The following is an 18,224-nucleotide window of genomic DNA, read 5'->3' on the forward strand; positions in this document are numbered from 1 at the left end:
TCGGCCGGCGGCGTTCGCAGCCGGCCGCTCCGGCCTGGGTTCCCGAAGGCCGTGTCGTTCTCACTCCATGCAGGATTGAAGCAATGTCTGACCGGCTCTGGTATCCGAAGGAATCCTGGGTGGACTGGACCGCGGCCATGCCGGTCGGCAATGGCCGTCTCGGCGCAATGGTCTATGGCAACAGCCGCAAGGAGCGCATCCAGCTCAACGAGGACACGCTGTGGACCGGTTCGCCCTATAGCGCCGCCAACAAGGGCGCCCATCAGCATCTCGCAGCGCTCCGAAAGCTGTTGCTCGATGGCGAATATGCCGACGCCGAGCGCCTCGCCGATGCGCAGCTCATGGCCCGTCCTCGCTTCCAGATGACATATCAGCCGGCCGGCTGGATCTTCATCGAGACGCGTCATCGCCCGGACGTCGGGACCTACCGGCGCGAACTCGATCTCGCGACGGCCATTGCTTCGGTAGACTACCGCCATCACGGCATCCACTATCGCCGCGAAGTCATCGCCTCGGCGCCGGACAATGTCATCGGCATCCGGATGTGGACGGAAGGCGGCGAAACATTCGACAGCGATATCAGCTACGACATCGAGCAGCCCTTCGCGCCTGTCATGGATGCGGAGCGGGGCGAGATCGTTTGCCGCGGGCGCAATCGCGCCGAATATGGCGTGCCGTCCGGGCTCGACTGGAGCGTCAGGATGCGCATCGTCCCCGATGGCGGCACGATCAGCGCCTATGACGGCGGGCTGCGGCTCTCGAAGGTCGCGGGCTTCACGATCTGGGTCGATGTCGGAACCAGCTTCCTGCGCTACGACGATGTGTCCGGTGATCCGGAGGCCGCCACCATCGGCCGGCTCGATGCGGTTCAAAAGCGCGGCTGGGATGCCGTGCGGGCGGGTCATGTTGCCGACTATCGCGGTCTCTATGACCGTTTTGCCATCAGCTTCGGCGATGGCCAGGACGAGAAGCCGACCGATCGCCGGATCGCCGATCCCGCCAAGGAGACCGACCCGTCGCTGGCCGCGCTCTATGTCCAGTATGGTCGCTATCTGATGATCAGCGCCTCCCGCCCTGGCACGCAGCCGGCCAACCTGCAGGGCATCTGGAATACCGAGTTTCGCCCGGCCTGGAACTCCAAGATCACAACCAACATCAATGCGGAGATGAACTACTGGCTGCCGGATCCGACCAACCTTGCCGAATGCTTCGAGCCGCTGATCGCGCTGGTTGAGGATCTGGCCGAGACCGGCAGCGAGATTGCTCGTGAGCATTACGGCGCGCGTGGGTGGGTCCTGCACCACAACACCGATCTGTGGCGCGCAGCTGGGCCGATCGACCAGGCTGACCCCGGCCTCTGGCCGATGGGTGGCGTCTGGTTCGCCTGCCAGCTCTGGGACCACTGCGTCTATGCGGGCCAGCCGGAGAGCCTCGTCAGCCGCATCTATCCGCTGATGCGCGGGGCGGCCGAGTTCCTCCTCGACTTCCTCGTCGATCTGCCCGGCAGCGACTGGCTCGTCACCATCCCAACCAATTCACCCGAGAACGTCCACCCCTTCGGCGCCAGTCTGTCGGTTGGCTGCGCCATGGACAACCAGCTCGGCCGTGATCTCTTCGATGGCATACTGGCCGCCGGCGTCGCCGAGGACGTAGACTTTCTCAACCGCGTCCGCGCCGCGCGGGCTCGCCTGATGCCGGACCTGATCGGCAAGGCCGGGCAGCTGCAGGAATGGATCGAAGACTGGGACCTCGAAGCACGCGACCGGGACCACCGCCACGTCTCGCATCTCTATGCGCTCTATCCGGGGCTGGAGATCGACACCGTCGAGACGCCCGCGCTCGCGGCGGCTGCGCGCCGATCGCTCGAACTGCGCGGCGATGAGGCCACCGGCTGGGGCATCGGCTGGCGCATCTGCCTCTGGGCGCGGCTCGGCGACGGCGAACGCGCCTGGACTGTGTTGAAGCGCCAGCTTTCGCCCGATCGAACCTATACCAATCTGTTCGATGCGCATCCGCCCTTCCAGATCGACGGCAATTTCGGCGGGGCCGCCGGCATCTGCGAAATGATCGCCCACAGTCGGCCGGGCGAAATTCGCCTGCTGCCTGCCCTCCCCAAGGCTCTGTCGACCGGCAGCGTCCGCGGCATGCGTCTGCGCGGCGGGATCGAACTCGACATGAGCTGGTCCGATGGCGCCGTCACGAAGTGCCGCATCCTGCCCGCGCAATCCGGGGCGCTGAGGGTGCGCATCGGTAACGAAGTCAGATCGGTCGAAGCCGTGGCCGGCGAGTGGAACGAACTGGTCTAGAAACCCGATGCGAGCTGGATGATCAGGCCCGCGCCGCGCCGGGAGGCTCCACCACCTCGCCGTCCTCCTTGACGAAGCGGCCGATATGAGGGTTCGGCAAAACCGCCAGCACAGCCTCGGATGGCCGTGCCAGTACGGTACCCTTCGGCGTTTCGACGATCGGCCGGTTGATCAGGATCGGATGCGCCAGCATCAGGCCGATGAGTTCCTCGTCGGTCCATTTCGGATCGGCGAGGCCAAGCTCGGCACAGGGCGTTCCCTTATCGCGCAGAAGCTGCCGAACGGAGATGCCCATCGCGGCGATCAGTTCGGCCAGTCTCTGGCGGCTCGGCGGCGTCTTCAGATATTCGACGACGACGGGCTCCTCGCCGCTCTGGCGGATCATCGCCAGCGTGTTGCGCGAAGTGCCGCAATCGGGGTTGTGATAGATCGTGATGGTCATTGCGCAGTCCTCGGCTTGATCGTCGGGTTTCTGGCAGCGACGGACCGGACGGCCGCGCCGCGCTCGTACCAACCCTTCGAGCGGTTGACGATCCAGACCACCGACAGCATGACCGGCACTTCGACCAGGACGCCGACCACGGTGGCGAGCGCCGCGCCGGACTGGAAGCCGAACAGGCTGATCGCGGCGGCCACGGCTAACTCAAAGAAATTGGACGCGCCGATCAGCGCCGACGGGCCCGCGACGCAGTGCTCCTCACCCGACGCGCGGTTGAGGAAATAAGCGAGCCCAGCGTTGAAATAGACCTGGATCAAGATTGGCACGGCCAGCAACAGGATCACCAGCGGCTGCGCGATGATCTCGCCGCCCTGGAAGCCGAACAGCAGCACCAAAGTTGCCAGCAGCGCCACCAGCGAGACCGGACCCAGACGCTTCAGTAGGGCATCGAGCGCGCCCCGCCCGCCGGTCGCCAGGAGCCGCCGGCGCAGAACCTGCGCGACGATCACCGGAATGACGATGTAGAGCGCGACGGAGAGCACGAGCGTGTCCCAGGGGACGGTGATCGCCGAAAGGCCGAGCAGCAGCGCGACGATCGGCGCGAAGGCGACGACCATGATGACGTCGTTGAGCGCGACCTGGCTCAGCGTGAAATGCGGCTCGCCCTTGATGAGATTCGACCAAACGAACACCATCGCCGTACAGGGCGCCGCGGCCAGGATAATGAGGCCCGCGATATAGCTGTCGATCTGGGCGGCGGGCAGCAGGGGCCGGAACAGCCAGCCGATAAACAGCCAGCCAAGCAGCGCCATCGAGAACGGCTTGACGGCCCAGTTGACGATCAGCGTCACGCTGATGCCGCGCCAGTGCCGGCCGACCTGCCCGAGCGCGGCGAAGTCGATCTTCAAGAGCATCGGGATGATCATCAGCCAGATCAGCACCGCCACCGGCAGGTTGACCCGGGCGACCTCGGCAGCGCCGATGGCATGGAATACGCCGGGCAGGAAATGCCCGAGCGCAACGCCGGCAATGATGCACAGCGCCACCCAGACGGTGAGATAGCGTTCAAAGAGGGTCATGGAGGCGTCCTAAGCGACGTTCGACCGGAGCGTGCTGGTCTCTTCGACCTGATCGACGTCTTTGGTCGGGGCGCAGCAAGAGGTAGCGGACAGCGCATCGATCGCGGGCAGGCACACATCGGGGTGGCCGTCGCAGCAGTCGCGCATCAGAAATTCGATAAGGGCGGAGAATGCGGAAAAGTCCGCGCTGTAGATGATCGAGCGGGACTCGCGCCGTGATGTCAGGAGGCCAGCCCGCTCGAGATGCGCGAGATGAAATGATGCGCTCGACGGCGGCACGGCAACCGCTTCGGCGACAGCGCTTGCCGCCATGCCCTCCGCACCGGCCTTCACCAGAGCACGCACCATTCGAAGCCGCGTCTCTTGCGACAGGGCGGCGAAGATCTCCAGCGCCTGCGGTTCCTCGAGGTTCATTTCGATACTCCAATGATTCCAGATTTATCGAATTGATAGCCGAGGAACGGCTCCTGCACCATCCCTTATTTGGCCGATCCCGACCTATCGGGCCGGAGCCTTTCGACTGAACGCACTGCCGCGACTAAGGGCCGAACCTTGCCTCGGTCGGTGTCTTGTCGAAGCGGCGCTTGAACATGCGGTTGAAGGTCGGCATGTCGATGAAGCCGCTTCTGAAGGCGATGTCGGAAACATAGGCGCCGCTTTCGGACGACTCCCGCAGCAGGCCATGGGCGCGATCGAGGCGAGCATTCCAGATCGATCGCGCGACGCTCTCGGACTCGGCCGCGAAGATCCGATAGAGCGTCGCTCGTGAGCACCCGACGCGGCTGGCGACGGTCGCCGGATCGAGATCGGGATTCCAGCAGTAGTGGCGGATCACCGTCATCGCCGCAGCATAGAGGCCGGTCGGGAACTGCTCCTCATCGACAACAGACCGAAATTCCCTCTGGAGCGCCAGCAGCGTCATCTCGGATGCCGCCTCGACCATCGCGGCCCGCTCCTTCGCCGACATGTTGCCGGCCTCGACGGAGATCAGCCGCAGATGGGAGCGAAGCATCGCGGCGATGCCATTGCGCGGCAACAGCCGCCCCGCCAAAGTCGACACGTCCCCCTTCATCGCCTCGGCGAGGACGGAGCGTCGGAACATCAGGGTAATCTCGCGGTTGCGGCCCTGCCGGTATTCGATCGGCCGTGAGAAATCGGCGATGCAGAGATCGTCCTGGTGGAGGGTCAAGTTTCCTCCATGGCTGAGACGGCTGGGGGCACCCCCTTCCACCAGGCCGACCAGGATCTCATCGCAATCATCCCTCCTGAGGCGGGCTCGATCGCGCCGGGTATGAATGGACTCGGAAACGTTGTGGACAAACGCGCAGGTCGCGCCGGCAATATGAACCAGACGGCCCGCGAAGGGACGGCTCGCGTCGGGTTGCGGGACTGGCTCCATGCGGTGCAGGACCGAATGGCGCCAATAATCGAGACGCTCGCGCTCCGCGATGCCCTCCGTCGACCGCACGGTCATCACCCCCAGATTTTCGGGGCGGACCTGCCTGTCGGCCAGCAGAGACACGTGATCAAGGATCTTGCGGGGGAGCTGAGACGCCATGCCTATCGATTCCGAACAAAGCAACGCTAAACGAGAACAGACACAGGCTTCAAAGCCGCGAGACGAATGTTCAACCGGCCCGGTGATTGCGACAATTCAAGAAAAAGCAGCGAGACGATCGCTCTAGACGCGCATGATCAAGCCGAATGGCTGGAGCCCCCGCTTCAGCCATCGGCAATGATCTACCGAGGCACGATAAGCACTTCCCGGATTTTGGCAATCGACATCGGGTCGGATGCGGGCGCCGGCCGCATCGCGTTCGCGCGCGAGAGCGGGAAACGGCAAGCCCGGGCATCCGGGTTCACTCGCCGAGGCAGTATTCGCTCGGCCGAGGACCTTCGATGCGCGATGCATGGAAGGTCCTCGGCCGAGCATTGAATCGAACAACGAGGGAGGGAGCGGACTATGAAAAGACATCGCGACGTTCGCGCGCTAATGGTCTCGACTTTACTGGCATTCACGGCACTTGCCGGCGTGTCGAGCGCACGGGCCGAGACCGGCATCCCGTCCTATATGGACGTGATCGTCGGCGCCACGGTCCCGACGCCCGCCGAAACAGCCAAGCAGAACGTGCTGGCGCTGAATACCGGCATGTTCGCCCTCTATGAGAGCGCCGGCCGCCTGGTGCAGGCGAGCATCCTCGCCCAGCACCCGGTCATCCTCGGCCTCTTTTCGGGAACGGGCGGACGCTTCACGCTCTACCGTCCCGGCCAGCCGCCGCTGGAGGCGCCGCCCGTTCCCGAGGTCTATCAGCTGCTGAAGTCGATCGGCCACAGCGTCATGGCCCTCGGCGTCGTCGTCGGCCCGCATATCGGCAAGGTCGGCGACACGTCCTGGCAGACGCCGGTGCTGGCCTATCGCGTCCAGCTGAAGGCGGCGCTCGACAGCCTCGACGCCACCTCGATGCCCGAAGCCTGGCGCGCCAACAACAAGGCGCTGATCCAGGAAAATATTGACTTCATCGACAAGTCGATCGCCGATGGCGTCATCTCGTTTGCAGCTGTTCAGGACTTCGCCGAGAAGCAGAAGAACCAACTGAAGCTCAACATCAAATGGGCGGCCGATACCCAGGTGAAGCACTGGATGGGCGTGCTGGCCGACTGGAAGCAGCAGCTCGGCTCGGACTGGGACAAGGTCTACGCCGCCAGCAACACGATCTATGTGGCGCGGCAGAACAATGTGCTGTTCAGCGTTCTGGCGCAGTTCTTCCCGCCGGAAGCCATCAATGACCGCCTGATCCTGATCGAGACGGTGTCGTTCACGACGACGCAGCAGGACATGCTGGATTCGCTGACCCGCATCATTGCCGATCGCACCGTCGGCGAGACCTTTTTCGGCAGCCCGCATCTTATGGATTACGAGCTGATGGGAGGCGACGCGCGCGACTCGATCGTGGCCGAGACCAAGGCGCGCGGCATGACCACCTTCCTGCCGCCGAAGGTGCCGTTCGGCTCGCACCAGTGGCCGACGCTGGTGACGCCCGGACCGGGTGCGGCATCGCTCGCCGATCTGCACTGACAGCCGATACCGCGTCTGGTGGACCAGCCGAAACGGCCGGTCCACCGCAGATATTGATCGAGCGCAACGCGCCGCTCCCCGATCCGGTTGAAGCTTATCCGGATGTGAGGGGGCGGCGCCGACCATGGGTCGCGGGCCGCCATCGAAGGGAAACGACGATGGCACGGATCAATATTCCCCACCGCGGATGGGTGCTCGTTTGCGACGGCGCAAAGGCGTTGATTCTGCAGAATGAGGGCACACTCGAACTGGTCAACCTCAAGCTTGTCGACGTGCTCGAACATGATGGCGCCGCGGCGCATGAACTCGGCAGAGACCGTCCGGGCCGCGTGCATGAATCGCTCGGAGAAAGCCGCAGCGCGGTCGAGATGGCCGATCCGCATGAACGCGCGGAAGCAGCATTCCTGAAGCGGGTTGCCGATGAGCTCACCGGCATCCTCCAGGAGCGTCAGGCACGTTCGCTTGTTCTCGTCGCGCCACCGAAGGCGCTCGGGCTGCTGCGCCAGGCCTTCCCGGCGTCGGTACGAACGATCGCGAAGCAAGATCTTGCCAAGGAACTGACGGGCTTGCCGATATCGCAGATCGAACGCCATCTGGCCGGCGGCTGATCCATTGTCGTCGCGCGCCTCGAAGCGACGCCGCTATCCTGCGTCGATCACAGCCAAGAGCCGGTCCAGCAAGTCCGATTGAGCGGCGTTGATCTTCGTTCGCGCCGTGGCGAGATCGAACCATTCGGCCCGATCGACCTCCGGAAAGCTCTGCATCCGCCCGCTCCGCGGCGGCCACTCCATCTCGAAGACATTGCTGGCGAAACGGGCGAGATCGAAATCGCCTTCCATCGCAAAGCCATGCACGAGCTTGCCGGCCTTCTGCCGGACGCTGCCAAGCGGCACCAGCCGGCCGGTCGGGATGATGCCGATTTCCTCGGCAAACTCCCGCCGCGCGGTAAAATCCGGCGGCTCGCCCGGCTCGCATTCGCCTTTCGGGATCGACCACGCGCCAGCATCGCGCTTCCGCCAAAACGGCCCGCCGGGATGCACGAGCAACACCTCGATGCCCCCCGCCCCGCGGCGATACATCAAAATGCCGGCGCTTTCGGGTTTCACGGCACGCGCCTTCATCGCGCGCACCATCCGATCGTCTCGGCATCCAGCCTCATTGATCCCGCCCTTCAGTTTCGGCGCCGGTGGCGCTGAAACTGAATCTAGGCCTTCGGGGGGCTCACGCCAACCGCGCCGCGCCTTTCACCACGGAGCGCGACATAGATCGCCGGAATGACGAGGACGGTCAGCGCGGTTGAGGATGCGAGGCCGAACAGCAGTGAAATCGCAAGCCCCTGGAAGATCGGGTCCGTCAGGATCACCGCCGCGCCGATCATCGCCGCGATCGCGGTGAGAAGGATCGGCTTGAAGCGGATCGACCCAGCCTCAAGCAAAACGTCGAGCAACGGCCGACCCGGCGTTCGCGCGTGGCGGATAAAATCGACCAGCAGGATCGAGTTGCGGACGATGATGCCGGCAAGAGCGATGAAGCCGATCATCGAGGTTGCCGAGAACGGCGCGTCGAACAGCCAGTGGCCGATCATGATGCCGATCAGCGTCAGCGGGATCGGCGTCAGGATGACGAGCGGCAGGCGGAACGAGCCGAACTGCGCCACGACGAGGATATAGATGCCGAGGATGGCGACGCCAAACGCTGCCCCCATGTCGCGGAACGTCACCCAGGTCACCTCCCATTCTCCGTCCCACAGCAGCGTCGGCTTCGTCTCGTCGTCGGGCTGCCCGTGCAAGGCGATGGCCGGCTTGGGTATAGCGCCCCAATCCGCCTTGTCGATTGCGTCGGAGACCGCAATCATCCCATAGACAGGAGCTTCGAAAGCACCGGCAAGATCAGCCGTCACCATCTCCGCCGCGCGTCCATTGTGCCGGAAGATCGGGTAGGAAGCCGGCTCACGGCTGACATGGACGACGTCGCCAAGCTCGACAACACCGCGGCCGCCCGGCAAGGCATTGGCGGGGACGGGCGTTGCCAGCGCGCGGGCATCGACGACCCCCTCCTCTTTCGGCAGCGCCATGCGGATCGGGATCGGCTGCCGTCCCTCGCCGCGATGCGAATAGCCAACCGTAGTGCCGGCATAGAGCGCGTTGATGGCGTCATAAACGTCGCCCTGCTCGACGCGGTAATATTCGAGATTGTCCTGGTCGATCGCGAGCCGCACCCGCTCGGCCGGAATGCCGTAGCTGTCGTCGACATCGACGATATAGGGCACGCTCGCAAAGGCCTCGCGGACCTTGCCGGCAACGGCACGGCGCGTGCTGGCGTCCGGGCCGTAGATTTCAGCGAGCAGGGTCGCCATGACCGGAGGTCCCGGCGGCGGCTCAACAACCTTGACGGCCGAACCCTGAGGAAGATCAAGGCCCTTCAAGCGGTCGCGGATTTCAAGCGCGACGGCATGGCTCGTCAGCTTTCTATCGCCCTTTGGAGTCAGGTTGACGGCGACGTCGCCCTGCTGCGGTCCGGACCGTAGATAGTAGTGCCGCACCAGACCGTTGAAATTGAACGGCGCCGCGGTGCCTGCGTAAGTTTCGAACGATGTGATCTCGGGGATGCCCGTGAGGCGGTCGACGATCGCCTGCAGCGCGCGGTTCGTCTCCTCGACCGAGGCGCCGTTGTTCAGGTCGACAACGACCTGGAGCTCGGCCTTGTTGTCGAAAGGCAGCAGCTTGACCGTCACATGCTTGGTATAGATCAGCCCCATCGAAGCGATGGTCGCGACGCCGACAAGGATGAGGAACATCCAGGCGCGGCCGCGCGAGGCCAGGATCGGCCGTGCCACCGCGCGATAGATCCATCCGAGCCGCCCGCCATCGGCCGCCTCATGCTCGCCATGGCCATGCACGCCCGCCTTGCCGGCGAAACGCAGCATCAGCCACGGCGTCAGGATAACCGCGACGAAGAAGGAGAACAGCATCGCCGCCGAGGCATTGGCGGGGATCGGGCTCATATAGGGGCCCATCATGCCCGAGACGAACAGCATGGGCAGCAGGGCCGCGACGACGGTGAGCGTCGCGACAATGGTTGGATTGCCGACCTCCGCGACCGCTTCGATGGCTGCCTGCGCGCGCGGCCGCCCGTCCTTCATCGCCCAGTGACGAGCGATGTTCTCGATCACGACGATCGCGTCGTCGACGAGAATGCCGATCGAGAAGATCAGCGCGAACAGGCTCACACGGTTGAGCGTGTAACCCATCAGCCGAGACGCGAAGAGCGTCAGCAGGATCGTGGTCGGGATGACGAGCGCAACGACGGCCGCTTCCCGCCAGCCGATCGCGATGGCGACGAGGACGACGATCGAGATCGTGGCGAGGCCGAGATGGAACAGAAGCTCGTTCGCCTTCTCGTTGGCGCTTTCGCCATAGTTGCGGGAAACCGTCAGCGTCAGGTCATCAGGGACGATGGCTCCGCGCACGGCGTCAAGCCGTTCGGTGATCGCATCGGCGATGACGACCGCGTTGGTGCCGGGCCGCTTGGCCAGCGCGAGCGAAACGGTCGGCGTGCGGATCAGGCCATCGCTCGTGCGGGTCACGGCGGTGACCAGCGTCTCGTTCGGGCTGGTGGCCAGCACGATGTTGGCGACGTCGCGGACATAGACCGGCCGGCCGTCGCGTGCGGTGATGACGAGATTGCCGATGTCGCTGAGCTGCTGCAGCGTCTGGCCAGCCACCAGGGTCCGCTGCTGGCCGCCGTCGCGCACGCGGCCGACCTCGAACGACCGGTTGGCGCCGGTGATCTTCGCCTGTAGCTGCGCGAGCGTCACGCCGTAGAGCGAGAGTTTCTCGCCATCCGGCTCGACGCGAAACTGTTCGCCTTGCTCGCCGACCAGATAGGTCAGCCCGATATCCGGCAGCTTGGCGAGCTCGACCTGCAATTCGCGCGCGACCCGCGTCAGTCCGTCGGCGGTCCAGCGCGACGCGGCCTCGGGTTTCGGCGCAATGTTGACGACGACGATGGCGACATCGTCGATGCCGCGACCGACGATCAGCGGCTCGGGGATGCCGACCGGAATGCGATCGAGATTGGCGCGCACCTTCTCGTGCACCCGCAGCACCGCCGCATCGGACGAGGTACCAACCGCGAAGCGCGCCGTGACGAGGACGCCGTCGTCCTCGGTCGTCGAATAGACATGCTCGACGCCGTCGATGCTCTTGACGATTGTCTCGAGCGGCTCGGTGACAAGCTTTTCGGCATCGTCCGACTTGAGGCCATTGGCCTCGACGCGGATATCGACCATCGGCACCGAGATCTGCGGCTCCTCCTCACGCGGCAGCGTGATGAGCGCCACCGTGCCGAGCGCGAATGCTGCCAGCAGGAACAGCGGCGTCAGGGGCGACGCGATGAAGGCGCGCGTGAGCGAGCCGGCCAGACCGAGTTTCATTGCGCCGCATCCGGAAGAGTGACGATGTCGCCGGCCTTGAGACCGGTCAGGATTTCGACGCGCGCGTCGCCATTCGACACGAAATGCTCACCGAGAATGACGGAGATCGCGTCGCCGGACGCAAGGCGCACTGTGTCGAGACCGTGCCGCGTCTCAACCGCGGCGGGCGGGACGGCAAGCGCGCTACGGCTTCCGATCGGGATCGAGACGAGCGTCCGTTCGCCGACAAAATAGTCGCCGATATCCGAGACCTCGACATCGGCCGTGACACGGCCGTCGGTGATCTCCGGATAGACCTTGGCGATCCTGCCGGTGCGCAGCGTGGCCTTGCCTGCGCCATCGGTTGCCGCGAGCCCGCGTCCGCCGATCATGACGCTGTCCCCCTCGCGGATCGAGGCCGCATGACGCTCCGGCAGCGAGAGGCGGAGATAGTAGCCGCCGCTTGCGACACGGGCGATCGTCTCACCGGCCAAGACCACCGAGCCGAGCGTGATCGGCACGGTCAGGACGCGCCCGGTAGCGGGAGCAAGGATGTCGCCCTCATTGCTCTGCTGCCGGACGACGGCCTTGTCGGCCTCGGCCGCAGCCAGTTGGTTGACGGCGACATCATAGGTCGATTGCGCCTGATCGAGCTGGGCCTGGCTGGATACGCCCTTCGAGACAAGCTGCTGCGCGCGATCGAGATCGGCCTTGGCCTTGACCAATTGAGAATTGGCTTGCTGCGCCCGCGCTTCGGCCGCCTGGATCTGCAGCGCCAGCTTGTCGTCGACAACTCGTCCGATGACGGCGCCCTCGGTGACCCCGCTGCCTTCGGTCACGTCGATGGAAGCGATGGTTCCGCCGATGCGCGCCCGCGCCGGAACGACGGTCCGGCTCTCGACCTGCCCGAAGACCGCCTTCATCTCCGGGATGGTGATAGCCTCGACGGTGAACTCTCCGGCCAAAGCACCCTGGAGAGACACGCTGAGCCAAAGCGCGGCCAGGACCGGAATTGCGGATTTTGGGCCGAGGGGCATTTCAGGACCTTCTGTTCAATGGATCGGCCGGGCGACGCGAGGCTGGCGCACGGCCGGCGGTCTCGGATCAGCGAAAGGCGACGCCTGGCCGGACGCCGAGCTTGCGAAACACCATCGCGGCCGGGCAGAAGCCGGTCACCGACGCCTGCATCATGTTGAGCCCGGCAAAGGCAGTGAGCAGGAACCAGTATGTCGAGACATAGAGCCCGAGCAGAAGCGAGAGGAGCTCGACGGCTCCGGCAAACATCAGGACAGCACGATCAATCGTCATGATTATTTCCGTTGTTTCTGTTGAGCCCATCACTCGACCGTCTCGACTTGAATATCCTTGAGCTTCTTGATGCCGAGGACATCCAGAGCGAGGTTCTCGTAGAAGGTTTCGCTCTTGCCGCGCCGGACCTTGTGCAGGAAGTACTTCTCGAAACCGATCTTCGCGGCGTGCACCCATTTTCCCTGCGACGACCAGTTGACGTTGCGCGGCGGGATCTGCGGCTGGGCGACGAAAGCAATCCCCTCATCGCCGAAATCCGCGAGACAGACGGCATTCCATGTCGCGACCGCGCGCGGTGCCTCGCCCTTCAGAAGCGCGGCGATATTGGCCGCGGTGGCCGTCACCATCGATTCAATCATGAAGCCGGTCTTGGGAACGCCAACCGCGAGCGGCGTCTTGCCGACCGGCGGGATCGCGACACAGACGCCGATCCCGAAGATGTTCGGAAAGGCCGCGTTGCGCTGATGCTTGTCGACAAGAATGAAGCCGCGCGGATTGGTCAGTCCCTCGATGCCGCGCACGGCCTCGACGCCGCGAAACGCCGGCAGGATCATCGTGTAGCGCGACGCCAGGACGTGGCGCTGCTTGACGGTCCCGTCCTCATTGACCTCTTCGGCCGTGACCTCGGTCGCTGCGGCAGAGACGACCCGCGCATTGGTGATCCACTTGATATGCCGCTCGCGCATCGCGCTTTCGAGCAGCGACTTGGTATCGCCGACGCCGTCGAGGCCGAGATGTCCGATATAGGGTTCCGGCGTCACGAAGGTCATCGGAACCTGATCGCGCAGCTTCGCATTGCGGAGCGCAGTATCGAGCAGGAACACGAATTCGTAGGCCGGCCCGAAACAGGATGCCCCCGCCGCCGCGCCGACGACGATCGGCCCCGGCTGGCGCTTGAACGCGTCAAACGCGGTCCGCGCCTTCACGGCATGATCGAGCGCGCAGATCGACTGCGTATGGCCGGACGGCCCGAGCCCTTCGATCTCATCGAAGGCGAGATCCGGCCCCGTGGCGATCACGAGATAGTCATAGTCGAGCATCGAACCGTCATTGAGCTCGACGCGGTTTTCGTGTGGATGAACGCGTCGCGCGCCCTCCGGCCGGAGCGCGATGCCGCGCCGCCCAAGGACTTCGGCGAGATCGACGGAGATGTCCTCGGGCTCTCGCCATCCGACCGCGACCCAGGGGTTCGAGGGGACGAAAGAGTAGGTCGAACCGAGATTGACCACTGTGATCTGGTCGCCTCGCCCCAATTTGTCCTTCATCTCATAGGCCATGATGGTGCCACCAAGCCCGGCACCCAGAACGACGATATGCGCCATGATGCTTTCTCCTCCCAACGTCTCGACAAGAGCCGATCTTCACCAGCCCGCCTTGATCTCGAACAAGCGGTCGGGAACGCTGGTGGACTCGGGCCGGTATGGCCCGGCGCGGGCAACATCCCGGCGGCTCCCCGCGATCCGAGTTGCACGTAACATTCAAAAGTTATAAATTCAAGATCATGAATGTATCAGAAATGATCCCTGCCTCCGAACGCGCTGCCGAACTCATGCGCAGCCTGTCGCATCCGCAGCGACTGCTGGCGCTCTGCGCTCTTGGCAGCGAGGAAAAGACGGTGGCCGAGCTGCGGCACGAACTGGGAATCGAGCAGGTGCCGATGTCGCAGCAGCTCATGCGGCTGCGCGCCGACGGCCTCGTCGCTTCACGGCGCGAGGGCACGACGGTTTATTACCGGATCACGACGCCTGAGGTCGTCTCGGTGATCGAGGCCCTGCACGCCGCCTTTTGCCCGACGCCAAAGGCGCAGGCCGCCGAATAGGCGATCTCGCCTACCGCCGCTTGCGGCCGGCCGAGAGCGCCACGGCAACGACGATGATCAGGCCGGTCGTCAGATCCTTGAAGAACGGATTGACGTTCAGGATGTTGAAGCCATTGCCGATGAGCGCGAGCAGCAGCACGCCGGCGATCGAGCGCCAGACAGCGCCCTTGCCGCCATAGATCGATGTACCGCCGAGGATGACGGCGGCGATGGCGTCGAGTTCCATGCCGACGCCGGCCTGCGGCTGCCCCATCGAGATGCGCGACACGGCGATGACGCCGGCTAGGCCCGCCGCAAAGCCCGTGAGACCGAAAGTGGCGATCTTGACGAGGTTGGTGCGGACGCCCGACAGGATCGCCGCCTCCTCATTGCCGCCAACCGCGAAGACGCGGCGGCCGAAGGTGGTGCGGTTGAGCAGGAAGATCATAGCGGCGGCGAAGACGAGGAAGACGATCACCGCGACATTGACCATCCCGATCTTCCCGCGCCCCAGAAAGGCGAATTCGGGCATGCGCACGGGGATCAGCGCACCACCGGTGATGAGGATGGCGATGCCGCGGAACACCATGCTGCTGGCCAGCGTCGCAAGGAACGAGTGCACGTTGAAGCCGGTGATGATCAGCCCGTTGACGATGCCGAGCACGAGGCCAACCAGCGGTCCGGCGACAAGGCCGACAGTCGGATCGACATTGACAGCGAGCCAGGCCGCCGAAACGGAGGCGACGCCGAAGATCGCGCCAGCCGAGAGATCGAAACCGCCGCCGATGATGACGAGCGTCAGGGCACAGGCGATGATCGCCAGCGGCGCGCTCTGATTGAGGATGTTCAGAAGATTGAGCGGCGTCAGGAACGAACTCGACTGCGCGGTCAACCCGGCCATCAGCAGTGCGATGATGATGAGAATGCCATAGGTCTGCAGGAACGCGACGAGGCGGCGGCTGAACGGAACCTCGGCGATGCGGGAGGCGCGGACGGGCGCGGCGGAATGCGAGGTTTCGGTCATGAGGACACTCCGAGAGCTGCCGCATCGGCGGCCCGGTCGACATTGAAGAGACGGAAGAGCGCGTCTTCCACGGTCAGGTTGCGGCAGTCGGCCTCGCCGATGATGCGGCCGTCGCGCATGAGATAGCCGCGATGCGACAGGCTGATCACCTCTTCCAGCTCGGACGAGATGAGCAGGACCGCGGCGCCGCCTTTGGCCAGTTCAACGACGAAATCATGGATGCGCCGCCGCGCGCCGATATCGACGCCGCGGCTCGGCTCATCGAGAATGACAACCTTCGGCGCGCCATAGACCCATTTCGACAGCAGCACCTTCTGCTGGTTGCCGCCGGAATAATAGGCGACGTCGCCATCGATATGGCCGGGCATGATATTGAAATGCTCGATCATTTCGGCGGTACGCCGACGCTCTTCGCGCGTGCGCAGAATACCGAGGCGCGAGACGAGGCGAAGATGCGGCAGCGACATGTTCGGCCGCACGGCCTGAACGAGGTCGAGCCCCTGCTTGCGGCGATCCTCGGGCACAAAGCCGATGCCGCGCCTCACCGAGTGACGTGGGCTGCGATCGTCATAGGCTTCACCGGCAACCCGCACCGTCCCGCGCGAGGGATCGGCGCCGAAGATCGCGCGGGCGAGTTCGCTGCGGCCGGAACCGACAAGGCCGATCAGCCCGACGATCTCACCGGCGCGCACATCGAGCGAGACATCGTCGAGTCCGGTCGCCGCGGAAAGATGCACGACTTCCAGCAGCTTCGGCGCGGTCGTGGCTGGCGGTGCGGGCAAGGGCGGAAAGGCAACATCGGCCGGCTCGCCGAGCATCGCCTCGATGAGGCTCTGCTTGGTCTCGCCAGCGATCGCTCCGGTGCGGACGATACGGCCGTCGCGCATGATCGTGACCCGATCGGCCGTTTCGAGCACATGATCCAGAAAGTGGGTGACATAGATGACCGTCCGGCCGTCGTCACGCAGCCAGCGAATGACGCGATGCAGCTTGTCGGTCTCGTCCGCCGTGAGCGACGAGGTCGGCTCATCCATGATGATGACGCGCGCGTCGCGGGCGATCGCCCGCATGATCTCGACCTTCTGCCGCTCGGCGATGCGCAGCTCGGCGACCACCGTTCCCGGCGACAGCCCGAAGCCGCAGCGTTCGTCGAGTGCACGGAAGCGCGCCTGTTCAGAGCCTGACAGGACACCACCGCGATTGCTTTCGATGCCGAGGAAGACGTTTTCGGCCACGGTCAGCTCAGGCACCAGCTGAAGTTCCTGGTGGATCATGGCGATGCCGCTCTGCAACGCCGCGCGCGGGGACCAGTGGCTTACCGGTTTGCCAAACACGCTGAGCGTGCCGGCATCGAAGGAATAGTAGCCGCCGACGATCTTGCCGAGGCTGGATTTGCCAGCGCCGTTCTCGCCGATCAGGGCATGAACTTCGCCCCGCGCAAAGGCGAGCGAAATGCCCGCCAGCACGCGCGCGCTGCCAAAGCTCTTGTCGATGCCTTCAAGGCGGACGGCGTCTTCGGACATAGCGTTTTCCAACATGCGAGGCAGGCGGGTCGGCGTCATCAGGCGTTTCGACGGCCGTCATCGCCGGGTCTGAGCCAGCTGTCAGCCTCACTTCTGCGGCCAGCCGAGTCTCTCGATGGCCGGGATCGACCCGGCCATCGCAGTCACAGCAGGCGGTGCATGATCAGCACGCCACCCCAATCAGGGGACTGCCGAAACTCAGCCCTGCCACTGCGGCTTGTAGTCCGGGTTTTCGTCCAGCACCTTCTTGGTGATGATCGGCGGAACCTTGCCAAGCGACATCTCGTCGGTGAAGGCCGGTGTTGCCTTGCCTTCGAGCGCGTCGACGACGCCGTTCAGCGCATATTCGCCCTCGCTCACCGGCAGCTGCGCCAGCGTGGCGGTCCAGCGGCCGGCCTTGATGGCGTCGATGGCGATCTGGTTGGCGCCGCCGCCCATCAGATAGAGCTTCGACGTGTCGATGCCGGCGTCCTGCAGGGCAATCTCGGCGCCGACAAGCTGCTGGTCGGCGTTTGAAAGCACGACGTTGATGTCCTTATGCGCCTGCAGGACGTCCTGCATGCCGGCCATCGACTTGTCCGGGTCGTAATTCCCCTCAACCGTCGCGACGATCTCGATGTTCTTATGCTCGCCGAGCACCTTCTGGTAGGTCTCGTAGCGCAGGTTGTCGAACGGATAGATCTTCTGGCCGATGATGATGGCGACCTTGCAGGGATCCTTGTCGTTACAGAAATCGACGACCGCATCGGCCTGCGCCTTGGCGCCGATCGCCGGGTTCGAGGCGACAGTCGTGGTGAGGCCTGGCACCTGCGGCTCCAGCACGTCGAGCTTCGGCCCGATCGGGAACAGCGTCGTCGCGACCTTGACATTGGCCTTGATCGCCTCTTCGACGGCGGCGGCAATGCCGACGCTGTCATTCGGACAGATCACGATGCCCTGGAACTTGCCGCCGGCGACGATGTCCTCGACCTGCGAGAACTGCTTCGTGGCGTCGAATTCGCCATTGAAGATCTCCACCTCGACGCCCCGCGCCTTGGCTGCCTTCTGCACGCCTTCCCAGATGGCCTGATTGAAACCGTTCTGGCTGGAGGCGGCGAGGAACGCCACCTTGTATTCGGCGGCATGCGCGGCCGTCGAGAGCAGCGCGGCAAGGCCTGCTGCGAGCGCAATGGACTTCACATTCATAATCTTATCTCCTCTTCCGGATTCCGGACTGGACGGCAGGATTGATTGTTCTTTTTGTTCGGCCGGCCGCGA

16 protein-coding genes are annotated in these 18,224 nt (G+C 64.5%); 4 read left to right on the forward strand and 12 right to left on the reverse strand.

Annotation, left to right across the window (positions count from 1 at the left end; translation table 11 throughout):
- Nucleotides 1–83 precede the first annotated feature (83 nt).
- Entirely contained in the window at nt 84–2,306 is a 2,223-nt protein-coding gene (locus LB518_RS17750; RefSeq protein WP_224579037.1) for a glycoside hydrolase family 95 protein, read from the forward strand.
- 22 nt (nt 2,307–2,328) lie between these two features.
- On the opposite strand, the gene arsC is transcribed toward LB518_RS17750, so the two are convergent.
- From arsC to LB518_RS17770, 4 genes are all read right to left on the reverse strand, one after another.
- Nucleotides 2,329–2,748: an arsenate reductase (glutaredoxin) gene (arsC, locus tag LB518_RS17755; RefSeq protein ID WP_224579039.1), complete on the reverse strand. Its 420-nt coding sequence runs from the start codon at nt 2,746–2,748 to the stop codon at nt 2,329–2,331.
- Nucleotides 2,745–3,824 carry an ACR3 family arsenite efflux transporter gene (arsB, locus tag LB518_RS17760; RefSeq protein ID WP_224579041.1) on the reverse strand — a complete coding sequence of 360 codons (1,080 nt, stop codon included), beginning with the start codon at nt 3,822–3,824 and terminating at the stop codon, nt 2,745–2,747. Before arsB ends, arsC begins: the two co-directional genes overlap by 4 nt.
- A gap of 9 nt (nt 3,825–3,833) precedes the next feature.
- Nucleotides 3,834–4,238, reverse strand: coding sequence for an ArsR/SmtB family transcription factor (locus LB518_RS17765; RefSeq protein ID WP_224579043.1), 405 nt, complete (start codon nt 4,236–4,238; stop codon nt 3,834–3,836).
- 124 nt (nt 4,239–4,362) lie between these two features.
- Nucleotides 4,363–5,013, reverse strand: a complete 651-nt coding sequence (locus tag LB518_RS17770) for a helix-turn-helix domain-containing protein (protein WP_224579045.1) — start codon at nt 5,011–5,013, stop codon at nt 4,363–4,365.
- A 774-nt stretch (nt 5,014–5,787) separates the two neighbouring features.
- Here LB518_RS17770 and LB518_RS17775 point away from each other — a divergent pair.
- Together LB518_RS17775 and LB518_RS17780 are read left to right on the forward strand one after the other, a co-directional pair.
- Nucleotides 5,788–6,900, forward strand: a complete 1,113-nt coding sequence (locus tag LB518_RS17775) for a hypothetical protein (RefSeq protein WP_224579047.1) — start codon at nt 5,788–5,790, stop codon at nt 6,898–6,900.
- Between the two features lie 158 nt (nt 6,901–7,058).
- Nucleotides 7,059–7,508 (forward strand): host attachment protein, encoded by a 450-nt coding sequence (locus LB518_RS17780; protein ID WP_224579049.1) that lies wholly within the window; start codon nt 7,059–7,061, stop codon nt 7,506–7,508.
- A gap of 33 nt (nt 7,509–7,541) precedes the next feature.
- On the opposite strand, the gene LB518_RS17785 is transcribed toward LB518_RS17780, so the two are convergent.
- The 5 genes from LB518_RS17785 to LB518_RS17805 all read right to left on the reverse strand — a co-directional run bounded on the left by LB518_RS17785 (nt 7,542) and on the right by LB518_RS17805 (nt 13,944).
- On the reverse strand, nt 7,542–8,006 hold the full coding sequence (locus tag LB518_RS17785; RefSeq protein ID WP_224579051.1) for an NUDIX hydrolase: 465 nt from the start codon (nt 8,004–8,006) through the stop codon (nt 7,542–7,544).
- Nucleotides 8,007–8,104: 98 nt separating this feature from the next.
- Nucleotides 8,105–11,335, reverse strand: a complete 3,231-nt coding sequence (locus LB518_RS17790; protein WP_224579053.1) for an efflux RND transporter permease subunit — start codon at nt 11,333–11,335, stop codon at nt 8,105–8,107.
- Entirely contained in the window at nt 11,332–12,351 is a 1,020-nt protein-coding gene (locus LB518_RS17795; protein ID WP_224579056.1) for an efflux RND transporter periplasmic adaptor subunit, read from the reverse strand. The genes LB518_RS17790 and LB518_RS17795 overlap by 4 nt, the downstream gene beginning before the upstream one ends.
- A 67-nt stretch (nt 12,352–12,418) precedes the next feature.
- A complete protein-coding gene (locus LB518_RS17800; protein ID WP_224579057.1) occupies nt 12,419–12,622 on the reverse strand; it encodes a YgaP family membrane protein in 204 nt (67 codons plus the stop codon).
- A gap of 29 nt (nt 12,623–12,651) precedes the next feature.
- Nucleotides 12,652–13,944 (reverse strand): NAD(P)/FAD-dependent oxidoreductase, encoded by a 1,293-nt coding sequence (locus LB518_RS17805; RefSeq protein WP_224579059.1) that lies wholly within the window; start codon nt 13,942–13,944, stop codon nt 12,652–12,654.
- Nucleotides 13,945–14,138: 194 nt separating this feature from the next.
- Between LB518_RS17805 and LB518_RS17810 the strand changes: the two genes are divergently transcribed.
- Nucleotides 14,139–14,441: an ArsR/SmtB family transcription factor gene (locus LB518_RS17810; protein ID WP_224579060.1), complete on the forward strand. Its 303-nt coding sequence runs from the start codon at nt 14,139–14,141 to the stop codon at nt 14,439–14,441.
- Between the two features lie 10 nt (nt 14,442–14,451).
- Here the strand turns inward: LB518_RS17810 and LB518_RS17815 are convergent, their stop codons facing one another.
- The 3 genes from LB518_RS17815 to LB518_RS17825 all read right to left on the reverse strand — a co-directional run bounded on the left by LB518_RS17815 (nt 14,452) and on the right by LB518_RS17825 (nt 18,152).
- On the reverse strand, nt 14,452–15,444 hold the full coding sequence (locus tag LB518_RS17815; RefSeq protein WP_224579061.1) for an ABC transporter permease: 993 nt from the start codon (nt 15,442–15,444) through the stop codon (nt 14,452–14,454).
- Nucleotides 15,441–16,967 (reverse strand): sugar ABC transporter ATP-binding protein, encoded by a 1,527-nt coding sequence (locus LB518_RS17820; RefSeq protein ID WP_224579062.1) that lies wholly within the window; start codon nt 16,965–16,967, stop codon nt 15,441–15,443. The genes LB518_RS17815 and LB518_RS17820 overlap by 4 nt, the downstream gene beginning before the upstream one ends.
- A gap of 198 nt (nt 16,968–17,165) precedes the next feature.
- The gene (locus LB518_RS17825) at nt 17,166–18,152 is read right to left on the reverse strand and encodes a sugar ABC transporter substrate-binding protein (RefSeq protein ID WP_224579063.1); all 987 of its coding nucleotides are present in this window, start codon (nt 18,150–18,152) and stop codon (nt 17,166–17,168) included.
- Between the last annotated feature and the right edge of the window lie 72 nt (nt 18,153–18,224).

This window comes from Mesorhizobium sp. BR1-1-16 (genome assembly GCF_020165495.1).
GTDB lineage: Bacteria > Pseudomonadota > Alphaproteobacteria > Rhizobiales > Kaistiaceae > Kaistia.

Coding starts and splice junctions, on each gene's coding strand:
- LB518_RS17750 (WP_224579037.1), top strand. CDS start 84: ATGTCTGACCGGCTCTGGTATCCGAAGGAATCCTGGGTGGACTGGACC.
- arsC (WP_224579039.1), bottom strand. CDS start 2,748: ATGACCATCACGATCTATCACAACCCCGATTGCGGCACTTCGCGCAAC.
- arsB (WP_224579041.1), bottom strand. CDS start 3,824: ATGACCCTCTTTGAACGCTATCTCACCGTCTGGGTGGCGCTGTGCATC.
- LB518_RS17765 (WP_224579043.1), bottom strand. CDS start 4,238: ATGAACCTCGAGGAACCGCAGGCGCTGGAGATCTTCGCCGCCCTGTCG.
- LB518_RS17775 (WP_224579047.1), top strand. CDS start 5,788: ATGAAAAGACATCGCGACGTTCGCGCGCTAATGGTCTCGACTTTACTG.
- LB518_RS17780 (WP_224579049.1), top strand. CDS start 7,059: ATGGCACGGATCAATATTCCCCACCGCGGATGGGTGCTCGTTTGCGAC.
- LB518_RS17790 (WP_224579053.1), bottom strand. CDS start 11,335: ATGAAACTCGGTCTGGCCGGCTCGCTCACGCGCGCCTTCATCGCGTCG.
- LB518_RS17795 (WP_224579056.1), bottom strand. CDS start 12,351: ATGCCCCTCGGCCCAAAATCCGCAATTCCGGTCCTGGCCGCGCTTTGG.
- LB518_RS17800 (WP_224579057.1), bottom strand. CDS start 12,622: ATGACGATTGATCGTGCTGTCCTGATGTTTGCCGGAGCCGTCGAGCTC.
- LB518_RS17805 (WP_224579059.1), bottom strand. CDS start 13,944: ATGGCGCATATCGTCGTTCTGGGTGCCGGGCTTGGTGGCACCATCATG.
- LB518_RS17810 (WP_224579060.1), top strand. CDS start 14,139: ATGATCCCTGCCTCCGAACGCGCTGCCGAACTCATGCGCAGCCTGTCG.
- LB518_RS17815 (WP_224579061.1), bottom strand. CDS start 15,444: ATGACCGAAACCTCGCATTCCGCCGCGCCCGTCCGCGCCTCCCGCATC.
- LB518_RS17820 (WP_224579062.1), bottom strand. CDS start 16,967: ATGTCCGAAGACGCCGTCCGCCTTGAAGGCATCGACAAGAGCTTTGGC.
- LB518_RS17825 (WP_224579063.1), bottom strand. CDS start 18,152: ATGAATGTGAAGTCCATTGCGCTCGCAGCAGGCCTTGCCGCGCTGCTC.